General features: G+C 75.2%; 9 protein-coding genes and 1 pseudogene. 7 read left to right on the forward strand and 3 right to left on the reverse strand.

Features of this window, described 5'->3' with window-relative positions; all coding sequences use genetic code 11:
* Window positions 1–988: 988 nt before the first annotated feature.
* From D476_RS0125435 to D476_RS0125445, 3 genes are all read left to right on the forward strand, one after another.
* The gene (locus D476_RS0125435; protein ID WP_017626736.1) at window positions 989–2263 is read left to right on the forward strand and encodes a glycosyltransferase; all 1275 of its coding nucleotides are present in this window, start codon (window positions 989–991) and stop codon (window positions 2261–2263) included.
* 494 nt (window positions 2264–2757) lie between these two features.
* Window positions 2758–3834 carry an ABC transporter substrate-binding protein gene (locus D476_RS0125440; RefSeq protein ID WP_017626737.1) on the forward strand — a complete coding sequence of 359 codons (1077 nt, stop codon included), beginning with the start codon at window positions 2758–2760 and terminating at the stop codon, window positions 3832–3834.
* Window positions 3835–4244: 410 nt separating this feature from the next.
* Window positions 4245–4664: a ChaB family protein gene (locus D476_RS0125445; protein ID WP_017626738.1), complete on the forward strand. Its 420-nt coding sequence runs from the start codon at window positions 4245–4247 to the stop codon at window positions 4662–4664.
* Between the two features lie 396 nt (window positions 4665–5060).
* Here the strand turns inward: D476_RS0125445 and D476_RS0125455 are convergent, their stop codons facing one another.
* On the reverse strand, window positions 5061–5483 hold the full coding sequence (locus tag D476_RS0125455) for a CBS domain-containing protein (RefSeq protein ID WP_017626740.1): 423 nt from the start codon (window positions 5481–5483) through the stop codon (window positions 5061–5063).
* Between the two features lie 183 nt (window positions 5484–5666).
* Here D476_RS0125455 and D476_RS0125460 point away from each other — a divergent pair, with 183 nt between their 5' ends.
* The 3 genes from D476_RS0125460 (at window position 5667) to D476_RS0125470 (ending at window position 8893) form a co-directional block, all read left to right on the forward strand.
* The gene (locus tag D476_RS0125460) at window positions 5667–7454 is read left to right on the forward strand and encodes a thiamine pyrophosphate-requiring protein (protein ID WP_017626741.1); all 1788 of its coding nucleotides are present in this window, start codon (window positions 5667–5669) and stop codon (window positions 7452–7454) included.
* Window positions 7455–7638: 184 nt separating this feature from the next.
* A complete protein-coding gene (locus tag D476_RS0125465) occupies window positions 7639–8457 on the forward strand; it encodes a SigB/SigF/SigG family RNA polymerase sigma factor (protein WP_017626742.1) in 819 nt (272 codons plus the stop codon).
* A gap of 193 nt (window positions 8458–8650) precedes the next feature.
* Window positions 8651–8893 carry a DUF3040 domain-containing protein gene (locus D476_RS0125470; RefSeq protein ID WP_017626743.1) on the forward strand — a complete coding sequence of 81 codons (243 nt, stop codon included), beginning with the start codon at window positions 8651–8653 and terminating at the stop codon, window positions 8891–8893.
* A gap of 63 nt (window positions 8894–8956) precedes the next feature.
* On the opposite strand, the gene D476_RS0125475 is transcribed toward D476_RS0125470, so the two are convergent.
* Window positions 8957–9424 (reverse strand): NUDIX domain-containing protein, encoded by a 468-nt coding sequence (locus D476_RS0125475; RefSeq protein ID WP_017626744.1) that lies wholly within the window; start codon window positions 9422–9424, stop codon window positions 8957–8959.
* A gap of 300 nt (window positions 9425–9724) precedes the next feature.
* Window positions 9725–9871: pseudogene (locus tag D476_RS39395) on the reverse strand (integrase core domain-containing protein); the annotation flags it as partial.
* Window positions 9872–10612: 741 nt separating this feature from the next.
* Between D476_RS39395 and D476_RS0125480 the strand changes: the two are divergent.
* The gene (locus D476_RS0125480; RefSeq protein ID WP_026123847.1) at window positions 10613–12514 is read left to right on the forward strand and encodes a serine/threonine protein kinase; all 1902 of its coding nucleotides are present in this window, start codon (window positions 10613–10615) and stop codon (window positions 12512–12514) included.
* Window positions 12515–12840 lie beyond the last annotated feature (326 nt).

Genomic DNA, 12840 nt, shown 5'->3' on the forward strand with positions numbered 1-12840 from the left:
GTGCCGACGCAGGGGCAGGTGAGTACGTCGACGAGAAGTGAGAGCGCCTGTGCGCCGGTTCTGACAGCGCTGTGATGGCGCGCCGCGCGGGCGCACCGCCTTGAGGCGCGGCTTCGTACGCGGCGGGGGCGGCTGTCGGGGGAGGGCAAGGTGCGCCCCGCCGCACGCGGCGCCGTCGGGCCTCATCGACGAACGCTCTCCGCACCCACGAACGAACTCGGGCCGGGCCGCCCCGAGGCCGTGACGGCCGCCCTGGCCTGGTCGGACGACGATCACACCACTCCAGCGGACGTGCCCCGCCGCTCACCGCGTGCGGCGGACCCGCCCCCGCCCTCCTCCGTTCCGCGCCCCCGATCCGAGGAATCCGAGAACGGCCGTGACCTCGACTGACTCCCCTTCGGGGCGGGCGGAACGCGCAAGGGGGCGGTCGCGTGAGTGTTTGCCCGGGCGGGGCGCTGGTAGCAGGCCGCCAATGCGGCCTGTCCGGCATCGCCGCCCCGTACCGTCGACGGCCGGCGCCCNCGGCGCGGATCGGGCCCCGCCCGCGCTCCGGAGCGAGTGGACGGTAGGGGAGCGGCGGCCCTGAGTGGGAAGGCAGCATGGAGAGAGGACATGACGGCGTATGGAACCGAGATCCTGACGCGACACGTTCACGGGTCTCCGACCACGGCATTCCTCCAGGGCGCGCACCGTGCGCCCTGCCGGTACCCCGCGTCCGCGGCCCCGAGAGGGCGCACAGTGCCCGGTCGCGTGGACTGTGCCGCCCCGGGGCCGCGGCCCTGAGCCCGGGCCCGCTGTACCGGGCCTTGCGGCCATCGGGCCGCTCATCGGGCCGCCGCGGGAGGAGTTCCTGCGGACACGGCCGGCTCCGGGACCGGGCCGGACCCGGAACGAGCACAGGAGGCAGAACGGGCCGCCGGGAAGGCGGCCCTGGAACCGGTACCCGTCCGCGTGGCGGAGGGGACCGGGGGATCAAGGAGGTCGCACGATGAGGATCGACATGGTCTCTGAACACGCCTCGCCGCTGGCGGCGCTGGACGGGACCGATACGAGCGGCCAGAACGTGCATGTGGCGGAGCTGGCGCGGGCGCTCGCGGCGCGGGGGCACGGCGTCGTCGTCCACACCCGCCGCACCTCGGCGGACCTGCCCGGGGAGGTCGAGCTCTGCTCGGGCGCGTGCGTGCGCCACGTGGACGCCGGGCCGCCCGAGCCCCTCGGCAGGGACGACCTTCCGCAGCACACGGACGCGTTCGCGGAGAACCTGGCCCGCGCGTGGGCGCAGGACCCGCCCGACCTGGCCCACGCCCACTACTGGATGAGCGGCCGTGCGGCGCTCCGGGCGGCCGCGGCCGCCGACGTGCCGCTCGTGCAGACCTTCCACGCCCTGCTGGCGCTCAAGCGCATCCGCGACGGGGCGCCCGACACCGACCCTCCGGGGCGCGGCAGGGTGGAGACCACGGTCGCCCGCCGCGCCGACCTGGTGATCGCGACCTCCACCCAGGAGCAGCGCGTGCTCCGGGAACGCGGCGTCGCTCCGGACCGCGTGGCGGTCGTGCCCTCGGGGATCGACCTGGAGCGCTTCCGTCCGGAGGGGCCGACAGGCCCCCGGGGCGAGGCCCCGAGGGTCCTGTGCCTGGGGCGGCTGGTGCGCCGCAAGGGCGTCGACACCGTCGTGCGGGCCATGGCGGGGGTCCCCGAAGCCGAACTGGTGGTGGCCGGGGGCCCAGGGCCGGGCGGCGGCGAGGGCGACGGTGAGGCCGGGCGGCTGCGGGCCGTGGCCGAGGAGGCGGGCGTGGCCGACCGGGTCCGGTTCCTGGGCCCGGTCGCACGCGAGGACGTCCCCTCCCACTACCGCGCGGCCGACCTCGTGGTGAACATGCCCGTGTTCGAGCCCTTCGGGATCACCACGCTCGAGGCCATGGGGTGCGGGGCGCCGGTGATCGCCTCGGCGGTCGGCGGGCACCTGGACACCGTGGTCAACGACGTTACGGGCCGACTGCTGCCCCCGGCGCGGCCGCGCGCTTTGGCGTTCCGGATGCGGCGGCTGCTGGCCGACCCGGTCACCCGCGAGGGGTACGGGTTCGCCGCGGCCGACCGGGTGGCGGCCCGCTACGGCTGGCAGACGGTCGCGGCCCGCACCGAGCGCTGCTACGAGCGCGTGCTCAGGGCTCGCGGACGCGAGCCGGACCCGGTTCCGGAGCGGACGGGCGCGCTCGCGGGGGCGCGGCCGCACGGGGAGGCCCCCCACACCGCCTCACGGTGACCCGAGCGCGCCGCAGGGTCGGCCGGGCGCCGGGGCGGCGCTCCGGCGCCCGGGATGTCGGGGCCGCGTTCCCTGGAGCGGCAATGGCACCGTCGGGCCGGGGCGGCGTGCTCATCGCGGGTCCGATCCGAGCCCATCCGGCCTTCGTGGCCCCGTTCCATGCCTCCGTCCCTCGCCGCCCGGCGAGGGAGGGCCGGTCCTGTTCATGAGGGGGCGTCCGTTGGAGCGGTGCGCCTTCTGCAGCCGTGACCGCAGCGTTGGACGGCCTGCAGCGGGCGGCACCGATGGCGCCCGCCCGCCTACGCCCGCGGTGCCGGGGACCGCTCCTCCCGCCCTGGTCGGGGCCCGGCCGCCACCAGCGGGGCGGGAGGAACGGCGGGTGTCCGAAATGTTGTGTTCTCCCCCGTGCGCGACCTGCCTAGGCTAGGCTAGCCTAAGTCGCCGTGCAGGGCCGTGGTACGGCCGCAGTCGGGACACGTCAGGAGAACGGCACGGTGGACATCAGCAGACTTCGGGCGCGCGGCACGGGCAGGCGCGGCGCCGGCGCGGGGCGCGGCCCCGCCCTCACCCGCCGCGGGGCCCTGCTCGGGATGGGCGGCCTGGCCGCCCTCGGCGCCGCCGGCTGCGGCGGCGGAGGCGGGCGCGACTCCGCGGACGGCCCCGTGCGCACGATCGAGCACAAGTACGGCACCACCGAGATCTCTGGGACCCCCGAGCGGATCGTCACCGTCGGCCTCACCGAGCAGGACTACGTCCTGGCCCTCAACGTCGCCCCGGTCGGCGTGCGCGAATGGTTCGGCGAGCACCCCGGCGCCCTGTGGCCCTGGGCCAGGGAGGCCCTCGGCGACGCCGACCTGCCCGAGGTCCTGCCCGTCGATGAGCTCGACTTCGAGCAGATCGGCGCGCTCGCCCCCGACCTCGTCCTGGGGATCAACTCCGGCCTCACCCAGGACGAGTACGACACCCTCGACGGCATCGCCCCCACCATCGCCCAGCACCCCGACCACCCCGACTTCGGGGTGCCCTGGCAGGAGATCGCCCGGGTGGTCGGCACCGCCCTGGACCGCGAGGACGACGTTGAGGCGCTCATCGCCGACATCGAGGAGCGGTTCAAGGACGCCCGCGAGGACCACCCCGAGTTCGCCGGGGCCACCGCGCTCCTCGCCTCCTCCATCGACGGCGCCGCCTGGGCCTACGCCGAGGGCCCCGCCCCGGGGTTCCTGACCCAGCTCGGCATGGAGATGCCGGAGAAGGCCGAGGCGCTGTTCACCGACGAGGAGCGCGCCCCCAAGGAGATCAGCCTCGAAGAGCTCGAACTGCTCGAAGCGGACGCCCTGCTGGTCGGCGTCTACGGCGACCCGGAGGCCTCGGTCACCGGGAAGAAGGTGTTCAAGGAGCTCGACGCCGCCAAGGAGGGGCGCGTCCTGGAGATGCCCGAGATGAGCCGCCTGAACGGCGCCCTGTCCTTCGGGTCGGTCCTGAGCCTGCACTACGCCCTGGACGTGCTGCCCGAGGCCATCGCGGCTCTCCTCGACGGCGACCCCGACACCGCGCCCGACGAGGTCGAGTAGCACCGGGCTCGGATTCTCCCCGGGACGCATGCATGGTCCGCCCGGACCCCGGTCAGGGGGAGGGGCGAGGTGCGGGGGCGACGACCCGACGCCCCCGCACCGGGCACCCGGACCTCCGCCCGGGCGCCGACCGCCCCCGTCGGAGGGCGCCAGGGAATCGGGGGGTGCCCCGGCCCTTCCGGGGCGGACGAGAGGACGACGCGGAGGACGCCAGGGCCCGGCCCGCAGCCGAGCGCGGGCCGGGCCCTGGAACAACGGGTGCCACCCGGTGCGCGCACGGGGGCGGCGCCGGGCGGCGCCGCCGCCCGCCCGAGGCCGCGGGGGCGGTTCGGGCGCGGGTTTACCCGCCGTTCTTCCAGGTGGTGGGTCCTTGTCGGGAACCGGCCTAAGGAGCCGGAGAGGAGGACGTCATGCCAGGACGCCAGGAGCTTCCCAGCACGCTACGGCGCTCGCCGCGCAAGGCCCAGGACACCTGGGTCGAGGCGCACGACTCGGCGGTGCAGGAGTACGGCGAGGGGGAACGGGCGCACCGGGTCGCCTACGCCGCGCTCAAGCACAAGTACGAGAAGGTGGGCGACCACTGGGAGCGCAAGAAGGGCGGCCGCAGCGGCCCCTCGGACGAGCGCGCCGCAGACCCGCAGGCCAAGCGCAAGAAGGGGAGCGCGGGGACGGCGGGCGGTGTCGACGCATCGGCCCTCAAACGCGACCTCTACGAGCGCGCGCAGAAACTCGGCATCGAGGGCCGCTCCACGATGGACAAGGATGAACTGGTCGCCGCGTTGGAGAAGGAGAGCAGGTCCCAGACCCGTGAGGCGCGGGAGAACACCTAGGCCATTGATGGGAAGACTCCGGTCCGGCTGCGGACACGGCGAGGGGCGCCCGTGGTCGGTGTGTGCGGGGGCCGCGCCAGAGGGGCGGGGCGGTGGCCCGCACACAGAAGGGCCGGTGGGGGCCGGAACGCCACACCGGGCGTACCGCCGGGGCCCGTGGGCCGGGGCGGGAGGACCTGCGCGCTGAACGCCGCGGTCCGGCACGACCGGCTGACCGGTGCCCGGGTGAACCGGCCGCCGGTGGCCCACGGCCACTGACCGGGGCACACATTTCCCGTCAGCGCGGATCCGAGTAGCACGTCTCAGCCGCGATGGATGCCGGAGCGAGGGTCGCCCCCGCTCCGGCATCCATCGCGTCCGGCACGGCCGATCGGCTTCGGGCGCGGCTCCCCGGTGTCACACGTCGCTGCCGTCGGCCGCGCTGATGTCGGCGAGCACCGAGCGCGGGTCGCGCTCCAGCGCCAGATCGCCCAAGGACACCACACCCAGCGGCCGCCCCTGCTCGACCACGGGAAGGCGGCGGATGCTGTGCTCGCGCATCAGCCGGACGGCGTTGTTCACGTGTTCCTCAGGGGCGATGGACACGGTCGGGGCGGTGAAGGCGTCCGCCACCGTTGCGGTCGAGCAGTCCGCCCCCTCGGCGACGCAGCGCACCGCCAGGTCGCGGTCGGTGACCAGCCCCCGGAGCCGGTCGCCCTCGACGATCAGCACGTCCCCGATGTCCTCGTCGCGCATGGTCCGGGCGATCTCGGCCAGCGTGGTGTCGGGTGCGGCGGTGTGCGGCGGGGCCGACATGACGTCGCGCACGGTCGCGGCCATGGTGGGCTCCTTCCCTCGCGCGGAGAACGGTCCTCCTACCGCTACCTGCGCCCCCGCGGTTCAAACCCCCTGGTCAGGCCTGCGGTGCGGCCGCACCCTCCGCGCGGGCATCATCGCCGCGGTCTGGGGTAGCGGAGCCGGACATTCCCCGAGGACACCGAACCGACCGAGGAGTTGTGCACGATGGCAGAGAAGGTCTCCGACCACCTCCTGAAACGCCTGCGCGAATGGGGGGTCGAGCGCGTCTTCGGCTACCCCGGCGACGGCATCAACGGCCTGCTCGCGGCCTGGGACCGGGCCGACGACCGGCCCCGGTTCATCCAGGCCCGGCACGAGGAGCTGGCCGCCTTCGAGGCGGTCGGGTACGCCAAGTTCTCCGACCGCGTGGGCGTGTGCGCGGCCACCTCCGGACCGGGGGCCGTCCACCTGCTCAACGGCCTCTACGACGCCAAGCTCGACCACGTTCCCGTGGTGGCGATCGTGGGCCAGACCCACCGGGAGTCCAAGGGCGGCTCCATGCAGCAGGAGGTCGACCTGCACGCGCTGTTCAAGGACGTTGCCGCCGAGTACCTCGCCGAGGTCGACGTCCCCCAGCAGCTCCCCAATGTGCTCGACCGCGCCATGCGCATCGCGGTCACCCGCCGCACGGTCACCGCGGTGATCGTCCCCGCCGACGTCCAGGACCTGGACTACGAGCCGCCCGCCCACGCCTTCAAGGCGGTCCCCGGCACGCTGGGCGCACCGAAATCGGCGACCGTGCCCGAACGCGCCGAACTGCACCGGGCCGCCGAGGTCCTGAACTCCGGGCGCCGGGTGGCCGTCATGGTCGGCCAGGGGGCGCGCGGCGCGCAGGAGGAGGTGGCCGAGGCCGCCGACGTGCTCGGCGCCGGTGTGGCCAAGGCGCTGCTGGGCAAGGACGTGCTCTCCGACGAGGAGCCCTACGTCACCGGCGCGGCGGGACTGCTGGGCACCCGGCCCTCCTGGGAGATGATGCGCGACTGCGACACCCTGCTCATGGTCGGCTCCGGGTTCCCCTACAGCCAGTACCTGCCCGAGTACGGGCAGGCGCGCGGGGTGCAGATCGACATCGACCCGGCCATGCTCGGCCTGCGCTACCCCTTCGAGGTGCCGCTGCTGGGCGACGCCCGGGAGACCCTGCGCGAGCTGCTGCCGCTGCTGGAGCGCAAGGGGGACCGCGGCTGGCGGCGCACGATCGAGCAGGGCGTCGAGCGGTGGTGGCAGGTGCAGCGCCGCCGCGCCGAGGTGCCGGCCGACCCCGTCAACCCCGAACTGGTGGCCCATGAGCTCTCGCCCCGGCTGCCCGACGACGCGATCGTCACGGCCGACTCCGGGTCGACCACCAACTGGTACGCCCGGCACCTGCGCTTCCGCGGGACCATACGCGGCTCGGTCTCGGGCGGGCTGGCCTCCATGGGGTGCGCCGTGCCCTACGCGGTCGGCGCGAAGTTCGCCCACCCCGGCCGCCCGGTGGTGGCGCTGGCCGGAGACGGCGCCATGCAGATGAACGGGATGAACGAGCTGCTCACCGCCGCGCACTACGCGCAGGAGTGGAGCGACCCGCGCCTGGTCGTGGCGGTGTTCACCAACGGCGACCTCAACCAGGTCACCTGGGAGCTGCGCGCGATGGGCGCGGCACCGCGGTTCGTGCCCTCGCAGCGGCTCCCGGACGCCTCCTTCGCCGAGGTCGCCCGCTGCCTGGGGCTCACCGGGATCCGCGTGGACGAACCCGGCCGGGTCGCCCCGGCCTGGGACGAGGCGCTGGCCGCCCAGGGGCCGGTGGTCGTGGAGTTCGTCACCGACCCGTCGGTGCCGCCGATCCCGCCGACCGCCACCTGGGACCAGATGGAGTCGATGGCGGCCGCGCTGGCCAAGGGCGACCCCGAGGCGTGGTCGGTGCTGGAGCGCGGGGTCCGCGCCAAGGCGCAGGAGTTCCGGCCCGGATCCGGGTGATCCCCACGCGCGCGTTTATCGGTCCGTGACCCGGGCACGGTGGGCGCCAGAGGGCGTTCTCCGGGAACGGGGACACGCCCGACGGGTCGACGCTGCGGCCGCCACCCCCAGGGGGAGGAAGGGCACGGCGGTCGCCGGCTCCCCGTGCAGGCGAACGGCCGACCACGCAGGGGAGGAATGCGAAATGGCCGCTCCGACCACGAACGAGGTCCCGACCGGCGCCGATCCGGACCGCCGCGGCGGCCGGGACGGCACCACGGCCGAGGAGCTGCTCAGGGCCCGCGCGGCCCTGCCGCCCCGGTCCGCGGCGGCCGAAGAGCTCGGCGCGACGGTGGTGGACATGTACGCCCCGGTGGCGCGGCGGGAGGCCCGGCGGTACCGGGGGCGCGGCGAGCCCATGGACGACCTCGAACAGGTCGCCATGCTCGGCCTCGCCCGCGCCGTGGCCTACTACGACCCCGACTACGGCAAGCCGTTCCTGTCCTACCTGCTGCCGACCGTCACCGGTGAGCTCAAGCGGCACTTCCGGGACAACACCTGGGACGTGCGGGTCCCGCGCAAGCACCAGGAGAAGCGGGGCGAGCTCAACCGGTTCACCGGGGAGTTCGCCCAGCAGCACGGGCGCGGGCCCACCACGTCGGAGATCGCCGTGGCCCTGGACCTGGACGAGCGCACCGCCGACGACCTGCTGAGCGCCTCGCGCGCCTACTCGGCCCTGTCCCTGGACGCCCCCTGCGGGAGCGGGGAGGAGGACGCACCCAGCCTGGGGGACACCATCGGGGAGGGCGACGGCGCCGCCGAGGGGATCGAGGACCACGAGGCCGTCCGGGAGGCGCTGGCCCGGCTGCCCGAGCGCGAGCGGCGCATCGTGCAGATGCGCTTCTACGGCAACCGGACGCAGACGCAGATCGCCGACGCGGTCGGGCTCTCCCAGATGCACGTCTCCCGACTCCTGAGCACCACGCTCAAGGAGCTGCGCGAGGACCTGGCGGTCGCCGACTGAGCGCGGGCGGTGCGCCGCCACCGCGACCGGCCGTGCGCCCCGGCCCGGCCCCGCCCGGCCCCGGGTCGCGGAGAAGCCGGGTCCACCGGTCCGGCGCGGTTTGGCGCCCGGGGCGAGCGGGTAACGGTCGGCCACCGGGGGGCCTCCGGCGTGCGGCGCCGGGACCTTGGGCGAGCGGGATCGGGAGGACGCCATGGGGGCCGGCCGGGACGAGAGGGAGCTGCGAGCGCTGGAGGAGCGGCTGCGCGCCGAGGACCCCGGCTATGCCGAGCGGTTCGACGCCTGCGCCCGCCGCCTCGCGGGACAGGCGGGACCCGAGGACCTCGGGCCCCGCAGGGAACCGGTTCCGCGCACCGCGGTGGCCATGATCTGTGCGGCCTTCGCGTTCGCGCTGCTGATGCTGGTGCTCATGCCGCTGCTGGTCCTGGCGGGGTGAGCCCCGGGCGCCCCCGCCCGGCGGGCGCGCACCGCCGGGCACGGCCGCGGGCAGGCGGCCCCGTCACGTGGCCACGTACACCGCCCGCCCCTCGCGCCTGCCCTCCAAGGCCGCCTTCAGGCGCGGGGCCAGCGCCGGGTGCATCCGGGCCAGTGCGGCGTCGGGGGCGAGGAAGGCGTAGTCGTCCAGCTCCTCGGCCTGCAGGGTGATGTCGGCGTCCGCCGGAACCTCGCCGCAGTCGAAGACGAACGAGCAGAAGGGGCGCGGCCGCTCCCCGCCCGGGGCGCTCCACTGCACCGCCAGCAGGGCGCCGGGGACCACCTTCAGGCCCACCTCCTCGGCGACCTCGCGCTCGCAGGCCACGTGCGGCGGCTCGTCCTGCTCGACGACCCCGCCGGGCAGGGTCCAGTGGTCGCGGTAGTTGGGCTCGACCAGCAGCACCCGGCCCCCGGGGTCGGTGATCAGCCCGGACGAGGCCAGGTAGGAGGTGGCGAGGGAGGCGAACCACTGCTCTGGCGGAAGAAATGACATGTGCCCCAGGCTAGATCGCTGATGGGGAACTCTGTATCGGCTCCGGACACGACGAGGAGCGCCCGTGGTCGATGCGCGGGCCGGGTGCGCCGGGGGATCGGGGCTGCGGTCCGGACGCTGGAGGGCCGGTCGGGGCTGGGGCGCCGTGCCGGGGGGTCGGAGAGGCTGCCCGCTCTACGCCGCGATCCGGCACGACCGGCTGATCGGTGCCCCGGTCAAGCGGTTGCCGGTGGTCGTCGGCCAATGACCGGGGCACACATCTCCCATCAACCAGTAGGTGCGGTGTTCGGGGAGGTCGGGGACACGCTCGGCGGGGGTTCGGCCGCCGATCCCGGTGTGGGGCCGGTGGTGGTCGTACCAGTCCAGGAAGGCCGGGCAGGCGGCTTGGCGCTCGGCCTCTGATGCATAAGGGCGGGCGTAGGCGCCCGGTGGGGGCAGGGGAGAGTTACGGTGGCGCGTGAGGGCCTCCTGGAGCTTCGGTGCAGACTTCGCATCCACACCGGAAGCAGAAGGCCCTCTCTTTGTTCAACCGCTGTTGCAGGCGTGTCGGGCGTTCCCGACGTTCCGGAACATCACAACTAAGGCGTGGTCCTCGGTGGCGCCCGGGCACGGTCCCTCCTGCGCTCTCATCGGTCGAGGGCGTGCCGACCGGCTCGTCCTCGGGCCGTATGACGCCGCCGGTGCCCTCTATGGGAATGATCCGGGTCCGGCTGCGCAAGCGGGAGGGGCGCCCGTGGCCGGTGTGTGCGGGCGGGCTGGGCCGAAGGCCGGCGCGGTGGTCTGGACGCTCAAGGGCCGCCTGCGGCCGGAGGGCCATGCCGGGCACACCGCCGGGGCCTGTGGGCCGGGGTGTGCCGGAGGATATGCGCGCTCTACGCCGCGATCCGGCACGGTCGGCTGACCGGTGCCCCTGTCGAGCGGCCGCTGGTGGCCTACGGCCACTGACCAGGGCACACATTTCCCACAAATGGTCGACATGCACGGCGCACGCCCCGCGGGCCGGGGTGTGCGCCCCCCGGCCCGCGCCCGCCGGGAGCCCGATCGGCGCCCGGCCTCCGGCTGCGCCCGCGCGCGGGGGTCCGCGGGTACTCCCAGCGCCTAGACTGGGCGTCTTCCAAGAGTCACGGAACGGTGTCGGCGCACACGGCGGCGGCACCGGCGCAGCGGCGAGCGACGGAGGTTGGAAACGTGGGCCCACTGGAGCACGGCGACCCGGACCGTATCGGGCGCTACCGCCTCATCGGGCGCCTGGGCGCGGGAGGCATGGGCCAGGTCTACTTCGGCCGCTCCTCCGGGGGCCGGGCCGTGGCGGTCAAGCGGATCCACCCGCACCTGGCCGCCGACCCCTCCTTCCGTGAGCGATTCGCCCGCGAGGTCACCGCCGCCCGCCAGGTCAGCGGCGCCTTCACCGCGCCAGTGATCGACGCCGACCCCGACGGAGAGGTGCCCTGGCTGGTGACCTCCTACGTGCCGTCGCTGCCGCTGGACGAGGGCGTGCAGGCGCACGGCCCGCTGCCGGAGGACTCGCTGCGGGTGCTGGCCACCGGCCTGGCCGAGGCGCTGGCCGAGATCCACCGGGTGGGGCTGATCCACCGCGACCTCAAGCCCGGCAACGTGCTGCTGGCCGAGGACGGGCCGCGGGTGATCGACTTCGGCATCGCCCGCGCCACCGAGGGTGCCGCCGCCACCCAGTCGATCATCGGCACCCCCGGGTTCATGTCGCCCGAGCAGGTGCAGGGCGAGCACATGACCCCGGCCAGCGACCTGTTCGCCTACGGGGCGGTGCTGGTCTACGCGGCCTCGGGCACCGGCCCGTTCGGCGAGGGGGCCATGCCCACCATGGTGATGCGCATCATCCAGGAGCGGCCCGACATCGCGGCCGTCCCGCCGTCGCTGCAGCGGGTGGCCGCCGCCTGCCTGGAGAAGGACCCGCGCAACCGGCCCGGCACCGGCCAGCTCCTCGACCACCTGGGGGACGTTCCCGCCGGGGTCTCCTGGCTGCCGCCCTCCTTCCAGCAGGGCGTGCGCGAGCAGGTGGAGAAGGTGAACGCGGCCCTGGGGTCGGCGCCGGAGACCGTCTCGGGGGCCACCGCCCCGGGGGCGGGGCAGACCGGCGCCGACGGGCGCACCTCGGTCATGGGCGCGGCCGCCGCGGGGGCCGCCGCCGGGGCGCTCGGCGGGGCGGCCGCCGGGTACGCGGCGGCCGACGGCGCCACCGCCCGGTACGAGCCGGACGGAGGCGCGGACGCGACCGCCCGTTTCCAGCAGGGCACGCAGGGGCGGCAGGCGGGGGCCTACGGGGCCGACCCGGCCACGGCGCAGTACCCGGCCGCGCCGGACCGGACCGCCCAGTTCGGGCAGGCGCAGCACACCGCGCAGTACGGGCAGGCAGCCGGGGCGCCGCAGACCGCGCAGTACGGGCAGGTGCCCGGCACGCAGCCGCCCCCGTACCGCCCCGAGGGCCCGGGGGCGACCGCGGCCATGCCGCCCGCCGCGCAGCACGGCGGCGACGCCTACGGCGACCTGTACCGGGACTCGGCCGCCGGGCGGCAGCGCGAGGCGCAGCGGCCCCGGCAGGACCAGCAGATGCAGGAGGAGCACCGCCGCCGGGAGCAGCAGCGCCAGGAGGAGCAGCGGCGCCGCCAGGAGGCGGAGCGGGCCCACCGGGAACGGCTGCGCGCCGAGGAGCGCGCCGCCCGGAGGGCCCAGGACCAGGCGCGCAAGTCCGCCCAGCCCAGTCTGTGGAGCTTCATCAAGCTGGTGCCGCTGCTGATCATCCCGATCCTGCAGATCCCGCTGGGGTGGGGCGCCGCGCACGCCTGGCAGTGGATCACCTCCACCGAGGCCTGGTGGGGGCAGCCGTGGTACTACCAGGGCATGTGGGGCGAGTCCCTGATGAGCGGGTTCAACTACGGCGGGTTCGTGCTGGCGATGCAGCTGGGCTATTTCCTGCTGAACAACGTGGTGTCGCTGGAGTACCTGGTCCGGTCGCTGCGCACCGGCTTCGTGGCGGGCATCCTGCTGTCGGCGGTGGCGCTGGTGGCGACCAACGTGGCGCTGGCCTCCTTCGGGTTCTTCGGCGCGTTCTGAGCGGGTCCCGAGCAGGTTTCGAGCGCCCCAGGGGCGCCTGGGCGATGACGCGGCGTGCGAGGGCGGCCCCGACGTGCGGGCCGCCCTCGCACGTCCGGGGCGGGAGAACCCGCCTCTGAGCGGCGATCAGGAGGCGGGGGCACCGCACGCCCCGATCCCGGGGCCGCCCCGCCTCCTCGCCCATTGCGCCCGTGCGTCTGCGCGCGCCCGGCGGGGAGGTTCCCCGATGGCGTCCGCTGGAGTGGTGGAACCTCCGTCCGGCCGGGTCGGCCCGTTGGTTACGGCTCCTGAGGGGACCGGGCCGCCCTCGAAGCCCTGGCCGGCGG

Origin of the sequence: Nocardiopsis chromatogenes YIM 90109 (assembly GCF_000341185.1) — a bacterium.
GTDB classification, from domain to species: domain Bacteria; phylum Actinomycetota; class Actinomycetes; order Streptosporangiales; family Streptosporangiaceae; genus Nocardiopsis_A; species Nocardiopsis_A chromatogenes.